This is a genomic window from Sagittula stellata E-37 (assembly GCF_039724765.1).
Lineage (GTDB): Bacteria > Pseudomonadota > Alphaproteobacteria > Rhodobacterales > Rhodobacteraceae > Sagittula > Sagittula stellata.
The window spans coordinates 1,643,206-1,668,384 of record NZ_CP155729.1 but is presented as its reverse complement, the minus strand read 5'-3'; the positions used below and the strand labels follow the sequence as shown (position 1 = coordinate 1,668,384).

The following is a 25,179-nucleotide window of genomic DNA, read 5'->3' as shown; positions in this document are numbered from 1 at the left end:
TCTGTTGTATACCGAATGAAAGTGAGCAGCACATGGTGAGTTCGAGCAAAATCCTTACCGTTTCGTACGGCACCTTCTCCTGTACGGCTGAAGGTTTCGACGATCCGCTCGCCGTGGTGAAGGACACGACACATTTCTTTCGCGGTGTCGTCAACGCCGATCGCTTCTTCGGGGCGGAACCGCCACAATTCGATGCGGAACTTGCGACCGAAATGATGCGCGAACGCCTCGCCGCCGAAGGTCGTGAGGGGACGCTGACACTCGGCTCCGCCGCGGCCGCCTCGTCCGGCGCCCTTGCCGCGGCCCTTGCCGCCGGTCCGGCCCGCGCGATGGCACGCCAGCCGGAAACCGCCCCCGAAACCTTCGACGACGACCGCGACAGCGCGGGCCTGCTGCCTGATGACGACACCATCGAGGCGACCGCTGTCCTGACCGAACGCACGGTCGACCTGGACGAAACAGACATGACCGGTGCTGCATCCGGGATCATGGACGACACGGCGGGCTCGCCCGCCCCGGAGGTCTCCGCGCCTGCTCCGCGGACCTCCACCTCTGCAAGCGTTGCGGCGAAGCTCGACCGCATCCGCGCCGTCGTGGCCAGCACCGCCGCCGCCGGGGCAGCCCGCTCCGCAGCAGCCGCGCAGGAAACGCCGGACGAAGAAACCACCGATGCGGCCGAATCCGTCACCGGTTTCGAAGACGAACCCGCGTTTGTCTCCGACGTCGAACTGGAAGACCAGCTTGAGGCCGAAGAGACGCCGGACACCGCAGACGCGGCAGACGACGTGCCGGCCATCGCCGGGGACGACACCGCTCACGTCGACGAGACAGCCACCGTCGACACGACGGATGACCTGACGACCGCCCGGCCGGACGACCTGTCGCAACCCGCGCACGCGGAGGCAGAGACAGACGAGGACTTCGGCGACGACACCGACGACGACGCCCTCTCCGCGCTTCTCGGCGAACTGGAAAGCGACAGCCGCGACAGCTCCGTCTTTTCGGACAAGTCTCTGAGCGACGACATGTCCGGCGCTCCGGTCTCCGAACCGATGGACGACAGCGCCTTTGCCGACAGCATCGCCAGCTTGCTGGGCGAAACTGAAGAGGACGACGACGAAACGCTTGTAGCCGATGCCTCCATCGCCGCCACTCTCGCCGGACTCGAAGACGATACCCACGAGGACGCGGCCGTCTCTACAGAAGAAGACGCGCCCTACGACGAAGCGGACGACACGGAACGCCACGACACCGATTTCGCCGCTGACGAGGCCGAGGACGATATCGCACGCGACGCGCCCTACCTGAACCCGGACGTCGACAACGTCTTCGCCGAGGACATGACCGACGCCCCCGACGCCTCGCCTACCCCCCAGCCCCGCGCCCGCGTGGTGAAGGTCAAGCGCGCCGATTTCCTTCGCGCGGTCGAAGCTGGCCAGTTCGAGGAGGTCCAGGACGAGGACGACAGCGCCGTCGTCGCCCCCGCCGCCGTCCCGATGGCTGACCTCAGCACCCTCACACCCGAGGAAGAGGACGAACTGGCCCGCGAACTGGCAGCGGTGAAGGCCGAGCTGGCCGGCGAATTCGACAACTGGGACGACAAGGACGACAGTGCACCCTTGGCGGCCGCCGCGCCGGTCGAGGACGAAGACGGCACATGGGACGCCCCCTATGGCACCTCGGTTGCGACCGAAGACGCCGCCTACGCGGAGGAGGACGACGAAACCTACCTCGACGATGACGACGCCATGGACGATGAGGAGGACGACGACCAGCCCCGCGCCACCGCGCCGCTGCGCCTCGACAACCCGGTCTCCACACCCGATGCGCTGGACGATGGCGACGCGGACGAAGATTCCGTCTCGGCGCTGATCCGCGACACGGCCCGCAAGACGGTCAAGATGGCAAGCCCCGCACGCGCCCTGCTGACAGAGCGCGAGGTCGAGGACGACGACACCCTGCGCCTGATGGACCAGACCGACACGGAGATGAAAGAGCCCGAGGGCAGCCGCCGCCGCACGGCGATCGCGCACCTGCGCGCCGCCGTCGCCGCGACCAAGGCCGACCGCCTTCTCGGGCGCCGCGCCGACGCTGCCGAGGAACAGGAACCCTACCGCGAGGATCTGGCCAACGTGGTGCGCCCGCGCCGCCCGCAGGCCGCCGCCCCACGCACCGAACGCCCTGCCGAGGTGGCCCCGGTCACGCGCCCCGCACCGCTGAAGCTTGTGGCCGAGCAGCGGGTCGAGGACCGCACCGACGGGACCACGCACGCACCCGCCGAGCTGCCCCGCACCGTGCCGGTCCGGCCGCGCCGCGTCCGCCGTGTCGCCGACCTCCCGCCTCAGGATGACATGGCAGAGGACGCCGCCTCCGCGGACGGATTTGTCGCCTACGCGGAAAAGGTCGGCGCATCCGACTTGCCTGAACTCCTCGAAGCGGCGGCAGCCTACATGGCCTACGTCGAAGGACGCGACCAGTTCTCGCGCCCGCAGCTCATGTCGACGGTGCGCATGGCCGAAGCCAGCGAATCCAGCCGCGAAGACCGGCTGCGCAGCTTCGGGCAGCTCCTGCGGGAAGGGAAGATCAAGAAGACCGCCGGCGGCCGGTTCACCGCGTCCGAACGGATCAGCTTCAAGCCCGACCGCGCCGCAGGGTAATCCGCGCGATCCCGAGGCACCGGAATACAAAGACGCCCCGCCGGTCGGACCGGACGGGGCGTTTTCGTTTCTTCGCGGTATGGACGGATCCCGAAGCGGACCCTCGCGGGACGGTGGGCGGGGCGCCTTTGCCGTCAGGCAAACAGCGCCCGCCCGGCGTCACTCCTCGTCGCGCGGCGCGTCCGGGTCGGCCTGCCCGACGCCCCGAAAGACGAAGCGGAAGGGCACCGCCCAAAGCACGCCCAACACGACGTATACGAGAAACTCCAGCCAGATCGCCGGTCGGTCGAGCCAGTTCACCAGCGTCACCGCCGCCACCACGTAAAGCGGCATTCCGATCACCAGGATCACCAGCGACCACCGCCGCCGCGCTTTGTAGGACAGGGCCATCCGCTCAGTCCGCGAACGGATCGGTCACGAGGATCGTGTCGTCCCGCTCCGGCGACGTCGACAGCAGCGCCACCGGGCAGCCGATCAGCTCCTCGACCCGGCGCACATATTTGACCGCGGCGCCCGGCAGGTCCGCCCAGGATCGCGCGCCTTCCGTCGATTCCGACCAGCCCTCCATCTCCTCGTAGACCGGCACGCAGCGCGCCTGCTCTTCCGAGGCGAAGGGCAGGTAATCCAGCCGCTTGCCGTCCAGGTCGTAGCCCACGCAGATCTTCAGGGTCTCGAACCCGTCGAGCACATCCAGCTTGGTCAGAGAGATGCCGTTCACGCCGCTCGTCGCGCAGGTCTGGCGCACCAGAGCCGCGTCGAACCAGCCACAGCGCCGCTTGCGGCCCGTCACCGTGCCGAACTCGTGACCGCGCTCACCCAGGCGCTGGCCGTCGTCGTCGTCCAGTTCGGTCGGGAAAGGACCTTCGCCGACGCGGGTCGTGTAGGCCTTCACGATGCCGAGCACGTAGTCGATGGCACCCGGGCCGATGCCGGTGCCCGTGGCCGCCTGCCCGGCGATCACGTTCGACGAGGTGACAAAAGGATAGGTGCCAAAGTCGATGTCCAGCAATGCGCCCTGTGCCCCCTCGAACAGGATACGCGACCCGGAACGACGTTTTTCGTTCAGCACCTTCCAAACCGGGGCCGCGTAGGGCAGGATCTGCGCCGCGATCTCCTTCAGTGCCGCAATCAGCGCCTCGCGGTCCACCGGCGCGATGCCAAGTCCCTTGCGCAGCGGATCGTGGTGCTGCAACGCCCGATCGACCCGCGTGACCAGCGTCGTCTCGTCGGCCAGGTCCGCCACGCGCACAGACCGGCGCCCCACCTTGTCCTCGTAGGCAGGGCCGATGCCGCGCCCGGTGGTGCCGATCTTCGTCCCTTTCGAGGCCGCCTCTTCGCGCGCCCGGTCCAGTTCGCCGTGGATCGGCAGGATCAGCGGAGTGTTCTCGGCGATCATCAGAGTTTCGGGCGTGATCTCGACACCCTGTTCGCGGATCGTGGCGATCTCTTTCACAAGGTGCCACGGGTCCAGCACCACACCATTGCCGATCACCGACAGCTTGCCGCCGCGAACCACGCCGGACGGCAGCGCGTTCAGCTTGTAGACCTTGCCGTCGATCACCAGCGTATGGCCCGCGTTGTGGCCCCCCTGGAAACGGCAGATCACGTCGGCGCGCTCGGACAACCAGTCCACGATCTTGCCTTTGCCCTCGTCGCCCCACTGGGCGCCCACGACAACCACGTTTGCCATATCCCCGAGTCCCTCCGGTGTTTTCAAACCCGCGCACGTATAGCGTCGGTGCCACGGGCGCGAAACCGCAAAATGTGCGGCATCCCGCGCCGCGCGCCGCGCATCGGGGACTGGACAGCCGCCGCCGCACGGGCCACCTAGGACCAAACCAGACGGAGACGCCCATGTCCTTCTTCGCCCGCTGGCTCTTTGCCTTCCTGCTGCTGGCCGCCACCTACAACCCGACACCGTGGAACTACACCCGGTGGGCGCTCGCCAATTACGAGACGCAATTGCCCCTGACCGTGTTGCTGGGCCTCCTGCTTTTCGTCGGCTACGTCATCTACCTGCGCGCCACGCTGCGTTCCATCGGCGCGTTCGGCATGATCCTCGTGCTGGCGATCGTGGGCGCGGCGCTCTGGGTTCTGTGGGACTTCGGGCTGATCGACCTCTCGGATCCCGGGTTTGCCACGTGGATCGCGCTTGTGGCGCTCTCGGTGGTTCTGGGCATCGGCCTGAGCTGGTCGATCATCCGCCGCGCCCTCTCCGGCCAGATCGATACCGACGACGTAGAGGAATAGACCCGGCGCAACACGTGCGGGTCGGCGGGCGGGCGCTTTCGGCCAGAGGCCGAACAGAGCCGCACCGACCCGACCTCCCGCCCCCGCGACCCGGCGCCGCCCGTCATCGGCTTGCGTATGCCGCCCCATTCCCCTACATGACCGCAAACCCGAAGCGTGACCGCGAGCACCCATGCAAAACGTCATCCTGATCATCCACCTCCTTCTCGCCCTCGGCCTGATCGGAGTCGTGCTCCTCCAGCGCAATGAAGGGGGCGGCCTTGGCATGGGCGGCGGTGGCGGTCCGGCAGGCACCCGCGCGCCCACCACGCCGCTGGCAAAGGTGACCTGGGTGCTGGCCATCGCCTTCATCGTCACCTCGATCACCCTGACGATCATCGCGGCGCAGAACTCCGCCGGGACCTCGATCCTCGACCGTCTCGCACCCGCGGGCCGCGCCACGCAGGAAGAGCCCGCAACCGCGCCCGGCGCCGACATCAACACCGACGATCTGCTGGCGCCGCCGTCTTCCGGTGGCAACAACGACGCGCCGCTGGTCCCCAGCGCCGACTGACACGCGCCACATCGGCGAAACGCATGACAAAAGGCGGCCTCCGGGGCCGCCTTTTCCGTTTTCGCAGGACCGCCGTGATTCAGCCGAAGTCGAAATACCCGTCGCCGCTGCCGAAGGCATCGAAGCCCGGTCCGTCCTCCACCTCACCGGCCGGGTAATCGTCCGCGCCGCTGGAGCCTCCGGTCTGGACGGAGGTCACGAAGACCGGCTCCAACTGCACCGCGTCGCCGTCCCCCCCGTTGTCCCGGAAGTCGAAACCGTCGTCGTCCTCGCCGAAGTACCGCCGCACCGGCACATAGCGATACTCGTTCTCGTTGCCCGCCGCAGCACCCGCCGTGCCGCCATCGACGACCTCGGTTTCGGTGCCCAGCCCAAAGACGTCGGAGAATCCCCCGAGCCTCTCGCTCGTGTTGTAGGTCCCGTCGATCTTTCCGTAGTTCAGAGAAAGCGTTTCCATTGTCATGCCTTGCGTTGAAAATGTCTGGTTCGGTCAATGCGGCAATCCTGACGCATGTTTTGCGCAGGCGACAGTCGGCCATTCCCGACCTTGAACCATGTGCCCCGCCGCAACACCCGGCCCCGCGCCGCCCCTGCCGCTTCCGGTTCCGATCCGCCGACGCACCCGACCTGCGCAGGCCCTTGGGACCCGGGACGCGCGAACCGGACCTACAATCCCTTGCCCCGTCGCCCGCAACGGCCAACATCATATTGCGCCCCGGCTGGACTTTTCGGTCCGAATCCGCTACAGGTCAAATCCCGTGTTGCAGCCGATGACACATGCGGTACAAGCCGCCTGTTCAACGGCCACTCACCCGGTCGGACGACACTCGAACGACCGGAAATACAGGCAAAGACACGGGGTTTCCTGATGGCGCGTTTCATCTTCATCACCGGCGGTGTGGTCTCTTCGCTCGGCAAGGGACTGGCTTCCGCCGCGCTGGGGGCGCTGTTGCAGGCAAGGGGCTTCTCTGTCCGGCTGCGCAAGCTCGACCCCTACCTGAACGTCGATCCCGGGACCATGTCGCCCTTCGAACACGGCGAAGTCTTCGTCACCGACGACGGGGCGGAGACCGACCTCGACCTCGGGCATTACGAACGGTTCACCGGCGTACCCGCGCGCATGACCGATTCCATCTCCTCGGGGCGGATCTACACCAACGTGCTCGAAAAGGAGCGCCGCGGCGACTACCTTGGCAAAACGATCCAGGTGATCCCGCACGTCACCAACGAAATCAAGGACTTCATCTCCATCGGCGAGGACGAGGTCGACTTCATGCTCTGCGAGATCGGCGGCACCGTCGGAGATATCGAGGGCCTGCCCTTCTTCGAGGCGATCCGCCAGTTCAGCCAGGACAAGCCGCGCGGCCAGTGCATCTTCATGCACCTCACGCTGCTGCCCTTCGTGAAGGCCTCGGGCGAGCTGAAGACCAAGCCGACACAGCACTCCGTCAAGGAACTGCGCTCCATCGGCCTTGCCCCCGATATCCTCGTGTGCCGCTCCGAAGGGCCGATTCCCCAGAAGGAGCGCGAGAAGCTCGCCCTGTTCTGCAACGTCCGTCCCGACAGCGTGATCGCGGCACAGGACCTGAAATCCATCTACGAGGCGCCCATCGCCTACCACCGCGAAGGTCTGGATCAGGCCGTGCTGGACGCGTTCGGGATCACCCCCGCGCCGCGCCCGAACCTGGCCAAGTGGGAAGACGTCAACGACCGGATCTTCAACCCCGAGGGCGAAGTTACCGTCGCCATCGTCGGCAAGTACACCCAGCTTGAAGACGCCTACAAATCCATTGCCGAAGCGCTGACCCATGGCGGCATGGCCAACCGCGTCAAGGTCAACGTCGAATGGGTCGACGCCGAGCTGTTCGAACGCGAAGACCCCGGTCCCTACCTCGAAAACTACGATGCCATCCTGGTCCCCGGCGGCTTTGGCGAACGTGGGACAGAGGGCAAGATCAAGGCCGCGCAATACGCCCGCGAGCACAAGATCCCTTACCTGGGCATCTGCCTGGGCATGCAGATGGCGGTGATCGAAGCCGCCCGCAATGTCGCGGGTGTCAAGAAGGCCGGCTCCGAGGAGTTCGACCATGAAGCCGGAGAAAAGCGCTTCGAGCCGGTGGTCTATCACCTCAAGGAATGGGTGCAGGGCAACGAGAAGGTCAATCGCAAGCCGGACGACGCCAAGGGCGGCACCATGCGCCTCGGCGCCTACGACGCCGTGCTGACCGAGGGGTCCCGCGTGTCGAAGGTCTACGGTCGCACGACCATCGACGAACGCCACCGCCACCGCTACGAGGTGGACATCAAGTACAAGGACGCGCTGGAAGCCTCCGGCCTGCGCTTCTCGGGCATGTCCCCGGATGGCCGCCTGCCGGAAATCGTCGAATGGCCCGATCACCCGTGGTTCATCGGCGTGCAGTTCCACCCCGAACTGAAGTCCAAACCCTTCGACCCGCACCCCCTGTTCCGGGATTTCGTGCGCGCTGCAAAGGACGTGTCGCGGCTGGTCTGAGTGTCGCGGCGGGGCCGCCCCGGCGGGCGACCGGTCTGAAAACCGGATTACGCCGGGGCACTCCCCCCTCCCGTTGCGCGACTTTTCAGGTGGTGCCGGGGCAGATTCTTGCCCGGTTACCCGAACCTTAACGAAAAACCCGGAACCCTGACGCAATGTCACAGTCCAAAGGTTAACAACCGGCCGGTTCGGCCCCCCAAACCGGCCGGTTCACCCCTTCCAGCCCATCAACTTTCGTTGGGAAGGGGTTAACTTCTGCCGCAAATGCCCGCCCCGAAGGCCCGTTGCATGACATCGCGCGCTGCATTAACGACGCTCAGGTGCGCCAGACTTCTCCGGTTCGTGCATTGATGACATAGACCTGTTTCCCCGTGCCATTGTCACAACTCACGCGGTACACATGTTGCGTCGGCGTCGGTGCGACGGCCTTGACCTCGACGCATGTAAACCCGCTCGAAGAGATCATGTAGTCGGACAAAGCGTGCATGTCCGCCCGCGTCAGAGACGCCACGGCGCCAGCTGAGAACCCAAGAACAACCGTCGAACACAGCACGATATCGAGTACTTTTCTGAACATTGCTCACTGCCTCTTTTGTGCGTTTCCCTGAGGCTGACGACGCAAAAAGGCAAAATCTGGGCAGAGCGTTTCGCCCGGAGGCAACCTCAGAGTTGCATTTTTTCGGTGTTGCTGGATCAACCTATGAGTGATCATCTGACGTGACCATCCCGACCTTTGATTGCAGGAAAGCAGAAGATCCGCCCTTTGCCCGTAGAAGACGCGGCGCACAACATCCACGGTCGCCGCCGCGTATGCCCTGCCCTTCCTGCCCGCCACCATCGAATCATACCATTGATTTTATAGGAATAATTGAAATTCCATCGCGAGGCATAGCGGGGCTTCGGGCGCGAACCAAGCCACCGCAAAACCAGCCGCCCCCTCGAATTTCCGATGCCGGCATCATGACGCTTGCCCTGGAAACGGGCGCGGCTTACCCAGCTTGCATGCTGTCCTATCAACACGCCTATCACGCCGGGAACCTGGCGGACGTCCACAAGCACGCAGCTCTTGCGTGGGCGCTGGACTACATGATGAAGAAGCCCAAGCCTCTCACCTACATCGAGACGCACGCCGGGCGCGCGCTCTATGATCTTGGTGGCGCGGAGGCACGCAAGACCGGTGAGGCGGCGCAGGGCGTTGCGCGGATGCTGGAGCAGGTCCCCGCCACACACCCTTATCGCGTTGCGGTTGAGAAGGTCCGTGCGGACCATGGCCCGGAGGCCTACCCCGGATCGCCGTTGATCGCCCAGACGCTCCTGCGCGACGACGACCGCCTGCACCTGGCCGAACTGCATCCCCAGGAACACGCGGCCCTGCGCACAAGCCTCCGCAACCGCACCACGCAGATCTACAATCAGGACGGTTTCGAGCTTGCGCTGTCGCTCACTCCGCCCGAACCGCGCCGGGGACTGATGCTGATCGACCCGAGCTGGGAGGTGAAGTCCGACTACGTCACCGTGCCCAGGACGGTGCAGTCCATCGCGGCAAGATGGAACGTCGGGATCATCATGATATGGTATCCTATCCTGACGGAGAAGCCACATCTGCCAATGATCCGCACGCTTCAGAGCGCCTTCCCTGATGCGCTGACGCACGAGGTCGCCTTTCCGCCGGCGCGCGAAGGGCACCGGATGGTCGGCTCCGGCCTGTTTGTCACCAATCCTCCGTGGGGTCTGGAGGCAGAGTTGCAACACCTCTCCGGAAGTTTGTTTTCGGACCGGAAACCGCCCCGACGCGGCGGACGTTGAGAGTATTCTGACCGCCGACAACACGGGGGATTCCATGTTCCAACGTCTGACGACCTTCTTCCGCAGCAAACCGACTGCGCCCGCCGCCCTTCCCGAGCTGGACGCCAAATACGCGCTCGGGACACTGCTGGTTCGGGTGGCACAAGCGGACAGCGCGTATCTTTTCGAGGAAATTGAGCAGATCGACCGGACGCTGGCCGAGTGGAACGACCTGAACCCGGTCGAGGCCGCCAAGATGCGCGCCATGTGCGAACGGCTGGCCCAGACGATCACGGACGACGCCGAACTGGCCGGCCTGATTCGCAACCATGTGGACTACGCACACCGTCTGGAGGCCGTGCAGGCACTGTGGCGGGTGGCGCGCTCCGACGGCATTACCGATGCCCGTGAACAGGCGTTGGTCGATCTCGTGGAAACCCACTTGGGAATTGAACGGACGGATTCCGAAGACGCGCGGCTGGCCTCTGTCATTCCGTGACCCCCTTTCAACGATGCCACTTGCCGCCACCGGGAGAGAGGTTATAACCGCCTGATGTTCGCCGATTTTCTGAAAAGACTGACAGATCCCCAGCCCGAGCAGCTTCACGATGATGACGCCCGGCTGGCCCTGACAGCCCTGTTGGTGCGGGTCGCCCGCGCCGATGGTGTCTACGACGCGGCCGAAGCGCAGCGGATCGATCGGATCACGACAGCGCGTTACGGGCTCAGTCCCGAAGCCGCGCAAGACCTCAGGGCGCAGGCCGAAGAGCTCGAATCGCAGGCGCCCGACACCGTCCGCTTCACCCGTGCCATCAAGGATGCCGTTCCCTATGACCATCGCATCGCGGTGATCGAGGCACTTTGGCTGGTGGTTCTGGCGGACCATGACCGCGACGCACGCGAAGACGCGCTGCTCAGGTTGGTATCGAACCTTTTGGGCGTCAGCGACGTCGACAGCGCAATGGCTCGCCAGAGAGTCGAAGACAAGGAATGATCGCTGGCCTGCCATAGTATTGAAGGCAGGACGATGCGACGGCTTGGCTGCGGCTCCGGACACGGGTGTTGGATTGTTGCACGGATGTGTTTTTTAGGCGGCTTGCGCAGCCTCGTCGTCAGAGTACCCTTGGCGGACCTCTTGGCCCGGTGGTTCTGGGCGTGGGCACCTGTCTGGATCTGCCCATCCCCGCGCCGCCGCCCGTTTGACGAAACGTCAGGCATGGCTTTTTGACCTCTGCCCTCTTGCCAACATCACGCGATTGCGCGTTGATACCCGGCAACGCGCCAGACCGGACCCGCAAGAGGCCTTCTTGACCGAAACACCCGTCATCGAAATCCGCAATCTTCACAAGGCTTATGGCAGTCTCGAAGTGCTGAAGGGCGTGGACGTGACCGCCCGGAAGGGAGACGTGGTGTCGCTGATCGGATCGTCCGGGTCTGGCAAGTCCACGCTGCTCAGATGCTGCAACCTGCTTGAGGACAGCCAGCAGGGCGACATCGTCTTCAAGGGAGAACCGGTGCACTGGAAGGGATCGGGCCATGCCCGCAGACCGGCCGACCCGAAGCAGGTTCTGCGCATTCGCACCAACCTGTCGATGGTGTTTCAGCAGTTCAATCTTTGGTCCCACATGACCATCCTGCAAAACGTGATGGAGGCGCCCCTGACCGTGCTGGGCCGCCCGCGCGATGAAGTGGAACAGGCCGCGCGCGGTTACCTCGACAAGGTGGGGATCGGCGACAAGTGCGATGCCTACCCGGCGCAGCTTTCTGGCGGCCAGCAACAGCGCGCCGCAATCGCCCGCGCCCTGTGCATGGAGCCGGAAGCGCTGCTGTTCGACGAGCCGACGTCGGCGCTCGACCCCGAGCTGGAGCAGGAAGTGGTGAAAGTCATCAAGGCGCTGGCCGAGGAAGGCCGCACCATGCTGATCGTCACCCACGACATGAAGATGGCCTCTGACGTCTCGGACCATGTGATCTTTCTCCATCAGGGTCTGGTCGAGGAACAAGGCCCGCCAGAGACGCTCTTCGGCGCACCGAAATCGGAACGGCTGCAGGGGTTCCTGCGGTCGACCGTTCATGCGTGAGGCGGCAACGACCGTCTGACCAAATACGCCGGGCCGGACAATGGGACGGGACCCGGTAAACTCAGGGAGCAAGACATGAAGAAACTTCTGATCGGAACCGCCGCGCTGGCGATGATGGCCGGTGCAGCCATGGCCGAGAGCCACTCGGTTGTGCGCATGGGGACCGAGGGCGCCTACCCTCCGTACAACTTCATCAACGACGCGGGCGAGGTCGACGGCTTCGAGCGCGAGCTGGGCGACGAGCTGTGCAAACGCGCCGAGCTGACCTGCGAGTGGGTGACGAACGAGTGGGATTCGATCATCCCGAACCTTGTCAGCGGCAACTACGACACGATCATCGCAGGCATGTCGATCACGGACGAACGCGACGAGGTGATCGACTTCACTCAGAACTACACTCAACCGGACCCTTCCGCCTTCCTGGCCATGGACGGCACGGAACTTGACCTCGAAGGCGGCGTGATCGCGGCGCAGGCCAACACGATCCAGGCATCATACGTAGCCGAACAGGGCGCGACGTTGCTGGAGTTCGCCACCCCGGACGAAACCATCGCTGCCGTGCGCAACGGCGAGGCGGATGCGGTCCTGGCCGACAAGGCCTACCTCGAACCGATCGAAGCAGAGAACGCCGACCTCGTCTTCGTGGGCGAAAACGTCCTGATCGGTGGCGGCGTCGGCATGGGTGTGCGCGAAAGCGACGGCGAGCTGCGCGAAAAGTTCGATGCGGCGATCCAGTCCATGAAGGATGACGGAACGCTGAACGAGCTGATCGCCAAGTGGGAAATCGGCGAACAGTTCTGATCCCGGCAAGGGCCGCGCGCGCTGCGTGCGGCCCGGTTTCTTCGGGATGCGCGGCCGAGTGGGAAGGCCATCAGGCCGACGGCGCATGTGTCCTAGAGCCTCGGTCCACAGCTGTCTTGCCAAGGGCCCCTATTGCATCCACCGTGGAGCCGTTCGCCCAAACGCCTTTGTGAGACCCGTCCGCCCCGCCGGACGATCCGGACCGGACAAGACGCGCAGAGGTGTCACGACCGGTCGCCGCCCGCACCCGGGCGCAGCAGGAGCCCGGAATGTTCAATTTCTGCACTGACCCGAGCGTTCTGGACGGTCTCGCGTGGCTGTCATGCTACCTGACGACGGGCAAGCACCTTGCGATCTACTGGTCCATCGGAACGGTCTTGTTGCTGCTGGCGATCACCGCGCCCGTTGCGCTGGCCTTCGGTCTGGGCGGCGCGATGGCGGCGCGCTCTCGGTTCCTGCCGCTGTCGCTGTTCGGCCGTGGCTACATCGCCATCGTCCGCGGCGTGCCCGACATCGCCTTCTTCCTGTTCTTCGTGATCGCGCTGGACCAGTTCTTCGAATGGATCCGGCACGAGATCAAATGCCCTGACTGGGACATGCCGATCCGGCAGGGCAACGACTTCGTGGTCTGCGCCGCCGCCAAGCTGCCTCTGGGCAACGCCCCGCAGTGGCAGCACGAGACATACGGTTTCCTGCTGGCGGTGCTGACGTTCGCCATCGTCTTCGGAGCCTTCGCGGCAAACGTGCTTTTTGGCGCCATGCGGGCGGTCCCGCGCGCGCAGCTGGAGACCGCCGAGGCCTATGGCATGTCGCCGCGCCAGACGACTTGGCGCATCCTTGTCCCGCAGATGTGGGTCTATGCCCTGCCCGGCCTGTCCAACCTTTGGATGGTGCTGATCAAGGCGACGCCGCTCCTGTTCCTGCTTGGCGTCGAGGATATCGTCTATTGGGCGCGCGAACTGGGCGGAGCCAAGACGGCGCGATTCACCGATTACCCGCACGGCGACTGGCGCATGTGGTACTTCCTGGCGCTGCTTGTCTTCTACCTGCTGTTCACGTGGGTTTCCGAAAAGGTTCTTGCGCGGATCATGCAGCGGCTGACCCACGGACAGGCCACCATGGGCGGCGAAGCACAGAGAAAGACGGCATGATGAATTTGACGGTGCCCCGCATTTCGCCCCATCCGACCATGCCTGCGCGACCGCAGGAGTACAGCGCATGAGCTGCTGGGACACGGTTCAGATGTACGCTTTCCGGTCGCTGGGATATGGCGAACGGCTTTTGCCGCGCGACGATTTCACCCTGTGCAAGCAGGTCGTTCTGATCGGGTCCGGGATGATCTGGAACGTGTACTTCGGGCTGCTTGCGCTGATGACCGGCTTCTTCCTTGCGACGGCGCTGGCGCTTGGCAAGGCGTCCGTCCGCCCGTGGCTGCGCAAACCGGCAGAGTGGTTCATCTTCGTCTTCCGGGGCAGCCCGCTGTTCATCCAGTTCTTCTTTGCCTACTTCACCTTCCAGTCGCTGAAGTCGGTCTATCCGTTCTTCGATCCTTTCACCTCCGCATGGCTCGGCGCGCTGATCGTGCTGTTCCTGAACACCGCCGCCTATTCCGGAGAGATCTTCTACGGCGCCCTGCTGTCGGTGCCCAAGGGCGATCTGGAGGCCGCCGATGCATACGGCTTTGCTGGGTGGGCGAAGTTCCGCAAGATCACCTGGCCGACGATGCTGCGGCTGGCATGGCCCGCCTACACCAACGAGGCGATCTTCCTGTTCCACGCAACCACGCTGGTCTTCTTTTCGGGTTTCCCGGCACGCCAGCAGGGTGGCGATGCGCTGTATTACGCGCAGTATTTCGCGGACAAGACGTTCAATCCCTTTGTCCCGTACCCCATCCTCGCCGGCTTCTTCATCCTTGTCACGCTCGCGATCATCTCGGTGTTCGGGCTCGTGAACCGGAGGTTGAACCGCCACTTGCCAAGCACGGTACGTCCGAGGTTGCGGCTGAAACCCCAGATCCTCCTGCGCTGACACGCGACCGTCTGGCAGGGATCCGCGCATGTCTCGGTTCCGTGAAACTTATGCCCGCATAACGTGTGCAAATTACGGCGAATTCAACTCATATTGGTAGGAAGCCTCGTCGGGTTCCCGGCGCAGGACGGCTTGGGCTCTGGTTTGTCCCTTATCAGGACGCATGATTTCTTTGCGTCCGAAGTCCGACTGCCATTGAACCGGGCAATCGGTATTGCTGCCCGGCGCCCAGCACTTGCAGTGTCCGTGGCTTCGTCAACTATGTCTCATAAGGCCGATACGAAAGACGCCGAACAACCTGAATGGAGCCCCGGCAATGACAGTCACACTCGTCCTAGCCTTGTTCGCCGTGAGAATGGCACTGATCATTTTGACATACCTCGCGATGCAATCCTCCACTGGCTATCAGAACATGACGCGCGTCGGACGCCGCCGAATGTTCTTTACAGTCATCGGTCTGCTGCTGCTTCCGGTCGAATTTGCGTCGGCGCTCCTCTTTTCCGGCGTCGAGACACAGTAGCGGCCTTGTCAAAGAGGGCTGCTTCTCGTTATCAGTAATTTGATCAAAAAACGATAACGAGGCCCACAATGCCCGCCCCCGCTGCCTCCTGGCTGCACGAGCGCCCGCAGATCCGTACCATCCGAGCCGCAGCATGCGACCTTAACGGCGTAGCACGCGGCAAGCGGATGCCCATTCCTTCCGCCGTCAAGCTCCTGTCGGAGGGAACGCGCTTTCCGTATTCCGCCCTGTCCGTCGACATCTGGGGCGAGGACATCGAGGACAGCCCTCTCGTCTTGGATTCAGGAGACCGCGACGCCACACTGTTCCCGACGGAACGCGGCTTCGTGCCCATGCCATGGCTGGAGGCGCCCTCGGCCATGATACCGCTGTGGATGTTCCACGAGGACGGGCGTCCCTACGACGGGGACCCGCGTCACGTGCTCAACGCGATCCTGCAACGCTATGCCGAGCGTGGCCTGACGCCGGTCAGCGCGGTGGAACTGGAATTCTACCTGATCGACGACAGCGGGCGCACACTTCGCGTGCCGGTATCGCCCCGCTCGGGCAAGCGGCGCGACATGGCCGAGGTCCTGTCGATCCGGGCCCTCGACGCCTTCGATACCTTCTTTACCGATCTCTACGAAGCCTGCGAGATGATGGACATCCCTGCGGACACGATGATCTCGGAGGCCGGTCTGGGCCAGTTCGAGGTGAACCTGCTGCACCAGGAGGATGGCCTCAAGGCGGCGGACGACGCATGGCTGTTCAAGACGCTGGTGAAAGGCCTCGCCCGCAAACATGGTTTCGCCGCCTCCTTCATGGCGAAACCCTATGCCGACTATGCCGGCTCGGGGATGCACGCGCATTTCTCGGTGCTGGACAAGGACGGGAGGAACATCTTCGACAACGGCGGGCCCGAGGGGACGGATGTCCTGCACCATGCCATCGCCGGCTGCCTGAAGGCGCTGCACGACAGCACGCTGATCTATGCCCCGCACCTCAACAGTTACGAACGGTTCGTGCCGGGTGCGCATGCGCCCGCGGCCCTGTCCTGGGCCTACGAGAACCGCACCGTGGCGATCCGGGTGCCCTCGGGCAGTCCGGCCGCGCGCCGTATCGAACATCGCGTCTCCGGCGGCGACGTGAACCCCTACCTCGCCCTGGCTGCGATCCTCGGCGCGGCGCTGATGGGGATCGAGGACGGCGAGCTGCCGCCGGCCCCGATCACCGGCAACGCCTATGCGCAGGACCTGCCTTCGATCCCACGCGACTGGGACAGCGCCATCGACGCCTTCGAAAAAAGCACCGTCCTGCCGCGCATCTTCCCGCGCGAGATGATCCGCAACATCGTCATGCTCAAACGCCAGGAAAGCCGCGACATGGAAGACCTGACCGAGCAGGAGCGCGTCGACATCTACCTCGACACCGTCTGAACCCGCCTCTGCGCGCCCCCTTGCGGTGCGGCGCCGAGACGCATAACGTCCCGACAAACCGTGGTGATCCATGAAGATCGGTATTCTGCAAACCGGCCCTGTTCCTGCTGATCTCGTCTCCGAGTTCGGCGAATACCCGGGATTTTTCGTCCGTATGTTGAAACCCTACGGCTTCGACTTCGAAAGCTGGTCGGTCGTCGATGGCGTCTTTCCGGAAAGCGTCGAGGATGCCGACGGCTGGCTGATCACCGGCTCGCGGCATGGGGTCTACGAAGACCATCCGTGGATGGAACCGCTGATGCAGTTCATCCGTGACGCCATTGCCGCCGACAAGCCCATGGTCGGCGTCTGTTTCGGCCATCAGGCCATCGCGCAGGCGCTTGGCGGGCACGTCGAGAAATTCAAGGGCGGGTGGTCCATCGGACCCGTCACCTACCGCTTCCCGAGTGGCGACAAGGTGATCCACGCCTACCATCAGGACCAGGTCATCACGCCCCCCGCCGGAGCCGAAACCATCGCGTCCAGCGATTTCTGCACACATGCCGCCCTGCTGTATCCCGGCAAGGCGCTGAGCGTGCAGCCCCATCCGGAGTTCGGCGACGCCTACACCCGCGCCCTGATCGAAAAACGCGGCCCCGGCGTGGTGCCGGACGACACTCTGGCGGCGGCTGCAGCGAAACTGGGGACGCCCCTCGACAGCGGAGAGATCGCCGAGATGTTCGCGCGGTTCTTCCGGGAAAGGACGATTTCATGAGCGGATTCGAGGACGACCTGCCGGAGGCGGCACGGGACTACCTTGCGCAACGGCGGCTGGACGAGGTGGAGTGCATCATCTCCGACCTGCCGGGCATTGCGCGCGGCAAGGCGGTGCCAGCCTCGAAATTCGCCCGTCAGAAGCACTTCCACCTGCCGGACTCGATCTTCTACCAGACGATCACCGGCGACTGGGGCGAAGCGGCTGGCGACGACGGTTTCATCGAACGGGACATGATCCTGAAACCGGATATGACCACCGCGACGGCCGCGCCCTGGACGGGCGACTGGACGTTGCAGGTCATTCACGACGCCTTCGACAGGCATGGAGAGCCGATCCCCTTTTCGCCGCGCAACGTGCTGAAGCGGGTCGTGGCGATGTACGAAGAGAAGGGCTGGACACCTGTCGTGGCGCCGGAGATGGAGTTCTTCCTCGTCGCGCGCAACATCGACCCGGCGCATGACATCAAGCCGATGATGGGCCGTTCGGGCCGTCCGGCGGCGGCGCGCCAGGCCTATTCGATGACCGCGGTGGATGAATTCGGCCCGGTGATCGACGACATCTACGACTTTGCCGAGGCGCAGGGCTTCGAGATCGACGGCATCACGCAGGAAGGCGGCGCTGGACAGCTCGAGATCAACCTGCGGCACGGGAGCCCGGTCCGGCTGGCGGACGAGGTCTTTTACTTCAAACGCCTGATCCGGGAAGCCGCGTTGCGGCACGACTGCTTTGCCACCTTCATGGCCAAACCGATCGCGGACGAACCCGGCTCTGCCATGCACATCCACCATTCGGTGCTGGACCTGAAGACCGGCCAGAACGTGTTTGCAGGGCCGGAGGGAGAAGAGACCGCGATGTTCCGCCACTTCATCGGTGGACTCCAGCGGCACATGCCGACGGCCATCGCGGTGATGGCGCCCTACGTGAACAGCTACCGCCGGTATGTGAAGGACCACGCGGCGCCTATCAACCTCGAATGGGGCCGCGACAACCGGACGACGGGTATCCGCGTGCCGCTGGCCTCGCCCGACGCGCGCCGGGTGGAGAACCGCGTCGCGGGCATGGACTGCAACCCCTACCTGGGGATCGCGGCTTCGCTGGCCTGCGGTTACCTCGGTCTGGTGGCCGAGTTGGAGCCTTCGGACGAGTTCATGGGCGATGCCTACGAGGGCGACGGCGATTTCCCGCAGGTGCTGGGACAGGCGCTGGAACTGTTCGAGGAGGCCCACGCCCTGCACCAAGTGCTCGGGCCGGAGTTCTGCCGGGTATACGGGATCGTCAAGCGGGCGGAATACGAGGAATTCCTGCAGGTGATCTCTCCGTGGGAACGGGAACACCTGCTCCTGAACGTATGACCCCTGTCGCGGGCGCGCTGTCCACTGCCGCGCCTGGAACCCGGCGCATCACGGCGCGCAGCCATCCGACCTTTGGCCAAAGACATGTGGAGGTCCCGTGAACCTGTTGTTTTCAAACGACCGCCGCGGTGAATACCCGCAAAGCTGGTACGCCGAGACGGCGGACCCTCTGCCGCCATTCCCCGTGCTCCAGGGCACCGTCAAGGCGGACGTCTGCGTGGTGGGCGGCGGCTACACGGGCTTGTCGGCCGCCCTGCACCTCGCCGAAGCCGGTCTCGACGTGGTGCTGGTCGAGGCGCATCGCGTGGGCTTCGGCGCATCGGGACGGAACGGTGGACAATTGGGCTCCGGCCAAAGGCAGGACCAGTTCACCCTGGAAAAGATGGTTGGGCCGGACGAGGCGCGGCGCCTTTGGGAGCTTGGCGAGGACGCCAAGGCGCTGGTCCGGGATCTGGTGGCACGGCATGACATCGACTGTGCACTGAAACCGGGCGTGGCCTGGGCTGCAACCTCGGCGGACTCCGCCGACTGGATCCACCGCTACGCCGCGCACATGGGCGACCGCTATGGCTACCCGATCGAGGCGATGGACAAGGAGGCTTTCCACGCGGTCTGCCCCTCGCCCGCCTATTGCGGCGGTATGCTCGATATGGGGGCCGCGCACCTGCACCCTCTGCGGCTGGCGCTGGGGCTGGCCCGGGCGGCGGATGACGCAGGGGCGCGCATCTTCGAACGTTCGGCGGTGCACCATATCAAGGAAGGCGCCCGCGTCACGGTCCAGACAGAGGCCGGACGGGTCGAGGCCGACCACCTGATCCTTGCCACCGGAGGCTACCTTGGCGGGCTAGACACCAACGTTGCCGCGCGGGTCATGCCGATCAACAATTTCATCGTCGCGACCGAACCGCTGGGGGACGCGGCAAAGAAGGTGCTGGCGCGCGACGTGGCCGTCGCCGACGACCTCTTCGTGGTCAACTATTTCCGCCTGTCCGAAGATCGCCGCCTGCTGTTCGGCGGCGGCGAAAGCTACGGCTACAGGTTCCCGAAGGACATCCGCGCCACGGTGCGCAAGCCCCTCTCGCAGATCTACCCCCACCTTGCGGAGGCGCCCCTGACCCACGCATGGGGCGGCACTCTGGCGATCACTATGAAACGCCTGCCCCACTTGGCACGGCTGGGGTCCAACGTGCTGTCGGCCTCTGGCTATTCCGGGCACGGCGTCGGCAACGCGGTGCAGGCTGGCCGCCTTCTTGCAGAGGCGGTGCGCGGCCAGTCGGAGGGGTTCGACACCTTCGCGCGCCTGCCCACGCCGGTCTTCCCGGGCGGCGGCGCCTTTCGTTCTCCGCTGTTGGTGCTGGCGATGACATGGTTTTCTCTGCGCGACCGGCTGGGCATCTGACACCTTCAGTCCCGTCACCCATAGGCCACAAAATCCCTGACCGTCGCGTCCTGCGGCGCAAAGACCCTTTGCGCTGCGCGGCGGCTTGTTTTACATTTCCGAAAACGGATCTTAAGGAATTTGAAAACCGTGCTTCCGAACATGCATGACGCAGAGCCGATCCCGCCCGAGGCCCGCGCCGAGATCGACCGCCTGCTGCAATCCGGCGACCTGTTCCGTTACACCGCGCCTCAGGACGCGCCCGTTGCCCTGCTGGAACGGGAATTCGCCGCCGAAATGGGCGTGAAATACGCTTTGGCAGTGTCCTCGTGCTCGGCCGCACTGTTCCTGTCGCTGAAGGCGCTGGGTCTGCCACGCGACGCGCGCGTACTGATCCCGGGCTTTACCTTCGCCGCCGTGCCATCTTCCATCATCCACGCCGACCTCATCCCGGTGCTCTGCGAATGCGGTGACAACTACCGCATCGACTTGGATGACTTCGCGGCCAAGCTGGACAGCGTTTCAGCGGTCATCGTTTCCCACATGCGGGGGCACACCTCCGACATGGATGCGATCATGGCGCTCTGCGACGCGAAGGGCATCCCGGTCATCGAGGACGCAGCGCATTCGCTGGGCACCACTTGGCACGGTCGCAAGATCGGCACCATCGGCCGGATCGGCTGCTTCAGCTTCCAGTCCTACAAACTGCTGAACGCCGGCGAGGGCGGCATCCTGATCACCGACGACGCGGAGATTGTGGCCCGCGCCGTGATCCTTTCCGGCGCTTACGAACACATGTGGCAGAAACACCTGCGCCCCGGCGACAACACTGCCGAGCTTGGGGCCGCTTTTGACCGCTGGCAGAACCGCCTGCCGCTTTACAATCTGCGCATGTCGAACCTCTCGGCTGCGGTGATCCGTCCTCAAATTCCCCATATCGCGCGCCGAGTGACCGACGGGCGACGCAACCATGATCGGGTGGCCACGCAGATCGACGCCTCGCCCTGGCTGCATGTCCCGGCCCGTCTCGAGCCGGAGATGCGGGCCCCGGACTCGCTTCAGTTCAACGTCGTCGGAATGGACGAGGCACAGACGCGCGACTTCGTCTCGATGGCGGCAAGCAATGGCGTGAAGGTTCAGGTCTTTGGGCTCAGCACGGACAACGCCCGCGCCTACTGGAACTGGAAGTTCTTGCCGGAGATGCCCGATCTGCCCCGGACCCGCGCCATGTTGATGTGCGCCTGCGATACCCGACTGCCGGCGCGCCTGACACCGGAAGACTGCGATGCAGTCGCCGCCGTGTTGATCCAAGCCGCCGAAAGCGTCATGGGCGACCAACTGGCCTACGGCACCTGATCATTCGAGGCCTATAGGAATAACAAAGGCGCGCACCGGTCATCCCGGCAGGCGCGCCTTCGATGGAACACCGCTTTACTTGTCCAGCTTCGACAGCTTCTTCTGCAGTTCCGCCAGCTGTTTCTTTATGTCGTCCAGATCGTCGCCACCATTGGCCGGCGTTTCCATCGTCGGACCGGTGGAACCGGCGACCCCGCCTGTCATCGCTTTCAGGAATGCCTCCTGCTGCGCCTGCATTGCCTCAAGGCTCTTGGCCATGGACGGGTTCATGTTGCCCATGTTCTCCACCCACTTGGACTGGCTGTCGCGAAACATCTCGAAGGTCTGGGCAAGGAACTGCGGGACCGAACTGGTGGCCTGCGTCGTGTAGCTGCGCACCAGATCGGTCAGCACGTTGATCGGCAGAACGGACTCGCCCTTGCTTTCATGCTCTGCAACGATCTGCAGAAGGTACTGCCGGGTGAGGTCATCGCCTGACTTCAGGTCGACGATCTGCACGTCCCGCCCATCACGAATGAACCCAGCGATATCCTCCAGCGTCACGTAGTCGGAGGTCTCGGTATTGTACAGGCGCCGACTGGCGTAACGCTTGATCAAAAGCGGTTTTTGGGTCTCGGCCACGGGTTCCCCCTCCTCCGGAAAATGCAGCGATGCAGCAAAGCCTATGCGAGCGCAGAAGAAAAGGAAACCCTTCTATGAGCAGGGCTTCCATGCGCTGAAAGCGTGACGTGGCAGGAGGTTAAGGCCGGCGCAACGCTCAGAACAGGCTGCCTTGCTCCGGTGGCTTCCGTTTTGCCTTGCGGCGCGCGGGGGCCGCCCCGCCAAGTTTCATGCGCCCGTCGGAGAATTCCACTTCCAGCCCAGTCGCCTCATCGGCGGCGGCGCGGCTGGTGACGACCCCGCTGTCCGACCAGACGACGGCAAAGCCCCGTTCCAGAGTGGCGCGATACGACAGTGTCTCTGCGAGGCGGGCAAGGGCCTCCAGTCGTTGGCGCGTGTCTTGGATGCGGGCCGCCTGCGCCGCATCCAGTCGCTGGGACAACCGGTCCAACCGTTCGCGCCCGGTTCCGATGTCGCGCAGTATGGCGCGGGGGGACAGGCGTGCGGCCCGGGCCTCCAGCGTGTCCCGCCGCACCTTTACGGCCCGCGCCAGTGCCGGCCCGAGGCGGGCGGACCGTTCGTCCATCCTCCCGCGTTCCACTGACACGGCACGGCGCAGGATCGCAGGCCGCAACGACCCGACCGTTTCCGTCAACCGCAAACGCTGTCGGTCCACAGCGCGGGTCAGCGCCGCAGGCAGTCGGTCGCCCATGACATCCAGCCGTTGCCGAGGTCCTTCGACCAGTTCCTCCGGGCGCGGTAGCGCTCGGGCAAGATCGCGCAGCCGCTGCCCGCGATGCTCGACCCGAAGCCCCATGGCGCGGGTCATTCGTGCGCCAAAGTCCCGGATCTGTGCCGCAAGTTCCATCCGCACGGGCACCGCCAGTTCCGCGGCGGCGCTCGGGGTCGGCGCCCGCCGGTCAGAAACGAAATCGATCAGCGTGGTGTCCGTCTCGTGCCCCACCGCGGAAATCAACGGAATGTGCGAAGCGGCTGCCGCGCGTGCGACGACCTCCTCGTTGAACCCCCAAAGATCCTCGACGGATCCGCCGCCCCGCGCCACGATCAGCAGGTCCGGTCGCGGCAGGGTGCCACCCGGCTGGAAGCGGTTGAACCCTTCGATGGCCCGGGCCACCTCCGGCGCGCAGGCCGCGCCCTGCACCGCCACCGGCCAGATCAGCACCTTGCGCGGGAACCGGTCACGCAGGCGGTGCAGGATATCACGGATGACCGCGCCCGAGGGAGAGGTCACGACACCGATGATCTCCGGAAGATAAGGCAAGGGTTTCTTTCGCCCGGCGTCGAACAGCCCCTCTGCCGCCAGCGCCGCTTTGCGCTTTTCCAGCATCGCCATCAAGGCGCCCGCGCCCGCCGGACGGATGTCTTCGAGCACGATCTGGTACTTCGACTGCCCCGGGAAGGTGGTCAGCCGCCCAGTGGCCACCACCTCCATCCCCTCTTCAGGCTGGGTCTGCAAGCGCGATGCGACGCCCTTCCACATCACCCCTGAAATCACCGACCGGTCGTCCTTGAGATCCAGATACACATGGCCCGACCGCGGCCGCGACACGCGGCCCACCTCGCCGCGCACCCTGACGAAACCGAACTCCCCTTCGATCACGCGCTTCACCGCGCCCGAAAGCTCGGAAACCGAGAATTCCGGCGTGTTGCCGTTCGTGCCGTCGTCGATCAGGTCCATGTCACGCTCTCTTGCCCTCACTTCGCCGGAACCTTAAAGCACCCGTAAACCGATCAAAAGCGCCCCCGTCCTTCATCTTGGTGACAAATACCTCGGGGGTCCGGGGGCCGGCCCCCGGTCCCACCACGGCTATCCGCCCCGACCGCAACACTGGAGCACGCCCATGAACATCCTCATCCTCGGCAGCGGCGGACGAGAACACGCCTTGGCATGGGCCGCCCTGCAGAACCCGAAATGCGACAAGCTGATCGTCGCGCCGGGCAATGCGGGCATTGCGAAGATCGCGGAATGTGCCCGGATCGATATTGAGGACGGTGGCGTGGTGGTCGAGTTCGCCTCGGATAACGCCATCGACCTGGTGATTGTCGGACCGGAGGCGCCACTTGCCGCGGGTGTCGCCGATCGTCTGAGGGAGGCCGGCCTGTCGGTCTTCGGCCCGTCAGCCGCGGCGGCCAGGCTCGAGGCTTCCAAAAGCTTCACCAAGGAAATCTGCGATGCCTGCGGCGCACCTACAGCAGCCTACGGCCATTTCACCGACCTCGATGCAGCAAAAGCCCATATTCGTGGAGGAAGGGCCCCGGTCGTGGTCAAGGCGGACGGTCTGGCCGCCGGCAAGGGCGTCATCATCGCGGAAACCCTGGAAGACGCCTGCGCTGCCGTCGATGACATGTTCGGTGGCGCCTTCGGCGGTGCGGGCGCCGAAGTGGTGATCGAGGAGTTCATGACCGGCGAAGAGGCGTCTTTCTTCGTCCTGGTCGACGGCGAAACCTGCCTGCCGGTCGGAACGGCGCAAGACCACAAGCGTGTCGGCGAAGGCGATACCGGCCCGAACACGGGCGGTATGGGCGCCTATTCCCCCGCCCCGATCATGGACGATGCCGTGACGGCGAAGGCGCTCGACCAGATCGTGCGCCCCTGCATGGCCGAAATGGTCCGGCGCGGCACCCCTTACCAGGGGGTGCTCTATGTGGGCCTGATGATCGAGAACGGCCAGCCGCGGCTTGTCGAGTACAACGTGCGGTTCGGCGATCCGGAATGTCAGGTGCTGATGCTGCGGCTGGGTGGCCAGGCGCTCGATCTGATCCACGCCTGCGCAGAAGGGCGGCTGGCCGATGCGCAGGTCAACTGGGCCGACGATCATGCGATGACCGTGGTCATGGCCGCCGACGGCTACCCCGGCGGTTACACGAAAGGCACCGTTATCCGCGGGCTGGACGCCCTGACCGAGGACAGCTTCAACGTCATGTTTCACGCGGGCACGACGGAGGCCGGCGGCGCGGTGACGGCCACGGGAGGACGCGTCCTCAACGCAACTGCACGTGGCGCCACGCTGCGCGAGGCGCGTGACAGGGCGTATGGTATGGTCGATGCAGTCGACTGGCCCGAAGGGTTTTGCCGCCGCGACATCGGCTGGCGCGCGCTCTGATCCGCGTGG

24 protein-coding genes are annotated in these 25,179 nt (G+C 64.9%); 18 read left to right on the top strand and 6 right to left on the bottom strand.

The window, feature by feature from the left end; translation table 11 throughout:
- Window positions 1-32 precede the first annotated feature (32 nt).
- The gene (locus ABFK29_RS08005) at window positions 33-2,657 is read left to right on the top strand and encodes a hypothetical protein (RefSeq protein ID WP_005856815.1); all 2,625 of its coding nucleotides are present in this window, start codon (window positions 33-35) and stop codon (window positions 2,655-2,657) included.
- 159 nt (window positions 2,658-2,816) lie between these two features.
- Here the strand turns inward: ABFK29_RS08005 and ABFK29_RS08000 are convergent, their stop codons facing one another.
- Complete coding sequence (locus tag ABFK29_RS08000; RefSeq protein WP_005856814.1) at window positions 2,817-3,047, bottom strand: DUF2842 domain-containing protein; 231 nt, start codon at window positions 3,045-3,047, stop codon at window positions 2,817-2,819.
- 4 nt (window positions 3,048-3,051) lie between these two features.
- A complete protein-coding gene (locus ABFK29_RS07995) occupies window positions 3,052-4,347 on the bottom strand; it encodes an adenylosuccinate synthase (protein WP_005856812.1) in 1,296 nt (431 codons plus the stop codon).
- Between the two features lie 164 nt (window positions 4,348-4,511).
- Between ABFK29_RS07995 and ABFK29_RS07990 the strand changes: the two genes are divergently transcribed.
- On the top strand, window positions 4,512-4,907 hold the full coding sequence (locus ABFK29_RS07990; RefSeq protein WP_005856810.1) for a DUF6524 family protein: 396 nt from the start codon (window positions 4,512-4,514) through the stop codon (window positions 4,905-4,907).
- Between the two features lie 172 nt (window positions 4,908-5,079).
- The gene (gene secG / locus ABFK29_RS07985; protein ID WP_005856808.1) at window positions 5,080-5,460 is read left to right on the top strand and encodes a preprotein translocase subunit SecG; all 381 of its coding nucleotides are present in this window, start codon (window positions 5,080-5,082) and stop codon (window positions 5,458-5,460) included.
- Between the two features lie 79 nt (window positions 5,461-5,539).
- Here secG and ABFK29_RS07980 read toward each other — a convergent pair whose 3' ends face one another.
- The gene (locus tag ABFK29_RS07980; protein WP_005856806.1) at window positions 5,540-5,917 is read right to left on the bottom strand and encodes a hypothetical protein; all 378 of its coding nucleotides are present in this window, start codon (window positions 5,915-5,917) and stop codon (window positions 5,540-5,542) included.
- Window positions 5,918-6,328: 411 nt separating this feature from the next.
- Between ABFK29_RS07980 and ABFK29_RS07975 the strand changes: the two genes are divergently transcribed.
- On the top strand, window positions 6,329-7,972 hold the full coding sequence (locus ABFK29_RS07975; protein WP_005856804.1) for a CTP synthase: 1,644 nt from the start codon (window positions 6,329-6,331) through the stop codon (window positions 7,970-7,972).
- 316 nt (window positions 7,973-8,288) lie between these two features.
- On the opposite strand, the gene ABFK29_RS07970 is transcribed toward ABFK29_RS07975, so the two are convergent.
- Window positions 8,289-8,549 carry a hypothetical protein gene (locus ABFK29_RS07970; protein WP_005856802.1) on the bottom strand — a complete coding sequence of 87 codons (261 nt, stop codon included), beginning with the start codon at window positions 8,547-8,549 and terminating at the stop codon, window positions 8,289-8,291.
- A 425-nt stretch (window positions 8,550-8,974) separates the two neighbouring features.
- Here ABFK29_RS07970 and ABFK29_RS07965 point away from each other — a divergent pair, with 425 nt between their 5' ends.
- The 13 genes from ABFK29_RS07965 (at window position 8,975) to ABFK29_RS07905 (ending at window position 21,445) form a co-directional block, all read left to right on the top strand.
- Window positions 8,975-9,778 carry a 23S rRNA (adenine(2030)-N(6))-methyltransferase RlmJ gene (locus ABFK29_RS07965; RefSeq protein ID WP_040604316.1) on the top strand — a complete coding sequence of 268 codons (804 nt, stop codon included), beginning with the start codon at window positions 8,975-8,977 and terminating at the stop codon, window positions 9,776-9,778.
- A gap of 34 nt (window positions 9,779-9,812) precedes the next feature.
- On the top strand, window positions 9,813-10,256 hold the full coding sequence (locus tag ABFK29_RS07960; protein WP_005856798.1) for a TerB family tellurite resistance protein: 444 nt from the start codon (window positions 9,813-9,815) through the stop codon (window positions 10,254-10,256).
- A 54-nt stretch (window positions 10,257-10,310) separates the two neighbouring features.
- Window positions 10,311-10,751 (top strand): TerB family tellurite resistance protein, encoded by a 441-nt coding sequence (locus ABFK29_RS07955; protein ID WP_005856796.1) that lies wholly within the window; start codon window positions 10,311-10,313, stop codon window positions 10,749-10,751.
- Between the two features lie 313 nt (window positions 10,752-11,064).
- Window positions 11,065-11,838, top strand: a complete 774-nt coding sequence (locus tag ABFK29_RS07950; protein WP_040604256.1) for an ABC transporter ATP-binding protein — start codon at window positions 11,065-11,067, stop codon at window positions 11,836-11,838.
- Between the two features lie 75 nt (window positions 11,839-11,913).
- Complete coding sequence (locus tag ABFK29_RS07945; RefSeq protein ID WP_005856792.1) at window positions 11,914-12,639, top strand: transporter substrate-binding domain-containing protein; 726 nt, start codon at window positions 11,914-11,916, stop codon at window positions 12,637-12,639.
- A 269-nt stretch (window positions 12,640-12,908) separates the two neighbouring features.
- Window positions 12,909-13,790 carry an ABC transporter permease gene (locus ABFK29_RS07940; protein ID WP_005856790.1) on the top strand — a complete coding sequence of 294 codons (882 nt, stop codon included), beginning with the start codon at window positions 12,909-12,911 and terminating at the stop codon, window positions 13,788-13,790.
- 67 nt (window positions 13,791-13,857) lie between these two features.
- Complete coding sequence (locus tag ABFK29_RS07935) at window positions 13,858-14,667, top strand: ABC transporter permease (RefSeq protein WP_005856788.1); 810 nt, start codon at window positions 13,858-13,860, stop codon at window positions 14,665-14,667.
- Between the two features lie 316 nt (window positions 14,668-14,983).
- Window positions 14,984-15,187 (top strand): hypothetical protein, encoded by a 204-nt coding sequence (locus ABFK29_RS07930; protein WP_040604255.1) that lies wholly within the window; start codon window positions 14,984-14,986, stop codon window positions 15,185-15,187.
- A 68-nt stretch (window positions 15,188-15,255) separates the two neighbouring features.
- Window positions 15,256-16,602, top strand: a complete 1,347-nt coding sequence (locus ABFK29_RS07925) for a glutamine synthetase family protein (protein ID WP_005856784.1) — start codon at window positions 15,256-15,258, stop codon at window positions 16,600-16,602.
- A gap of 70 nt (window positions 16,603-16,672) precedes the next feature.
- Window positions 16,673-17,356: a type 1 glutamine amidotransferase gene (locus ABFK29_RS07920; protein WP_005856782.1), complete on the top strand. Its 684-nt coding sequence runs from the start codon at window positions 16,673-16,675 to the stop codon at window positions 17,354-17,356.
- On the top strand, window positions 17,353-18,711 hold the full coding sequence (locus ABFK29_RS07915; RefSeq protein WP_005856781.1) for a glutamine synthetase family protein: 1,359 nt from the start codon (window positions 17,353-17,355) through the stop codon (window positions 18,709-18,711). Before ABFK29_RS07920 ends, ABFK29_RS07915 begins: the two co-directional genes overlap by 4 nt.
- Window positions 18,712-18,808: 97 nt before the next feature.
- On the top strand, window positions 18,809-20,110 hold the full coding sequence (locus tag ABFK29_RS07910) for an NAD(P)/FAD-dependent oxidoreductase (protein ID WP_005856779.1): 1,302 nt from the start codon (window positions 18,809-18,811) through the stop codon (window positions 20,108-20,110).
- A 141-nt stretch (window positions 20,111-20,251) separates the two neighbouring features.
- Window positions 20,252-21,445: a DegT/DnrJ/EryC1/StrS family aminotransferase gene (locus tag ABFK29_RS07905; protein WP_040604315.1), complete on the top strand. Its 1,194-nt coding sequence runs from the start codon at window positions 20,252-20,254 to the stop codon at window positions 21,443-21,445.
- 75 nt (window positions 21,446-21,520) lie between these two features.
- On the opposite strand, the gene phaR is transcribed toward ABFK29_RS07905, so the two are convergent.
- Together phaR and xseA are read right to left on the bottom strand one after the other, a co-directional pair.
- Window positions 21,521-22,066 carry a polyhydroxyalkanoate synthesis repressor PhaR gene (phaR, locus tag ABFK29_RS07900; protein WP_005856775.1) on the bottom strand — a complete coding sequence of 182 codons (546 nt, stop codon included), beginning with the start codon at window positions 22,064-22,066 and terminating at the stop codon, window positions 21,521-21,523.
- Window positions 22,067-22,202: 136 nt separating this feature from the next.
- Window positions 22,203-23,744: an exodeoxyribonuclease VII large subunit gene (xseA, locus tag ABFK29_RS07895; RefSeq protein WP_005856773.1), complete on the bottom strand. Its 1,542-nt coding sequence runs from the start codon at window positions 23,742-23,744 to the stop codon at window positions 22,203-22,205.
- A 163-nt stretch (window positions 23,745-23,907) separates the two neighbouring features.
- Between xseA and purD the strand changes: the two genes are divergently transcribed.
- A complete protein-coding gene (gene purD / locus ABFK29_RS07890) occupies window positions 23,908-25,170 on the top strand; it encodes a phosphoribosylamine--glycine ligase (protein ID WP_005856771.1) in 1,263 nt (420 codons plus the stop codon).
- Window positions 25,171-25,179: the final 9 nt, after the last annotated feature.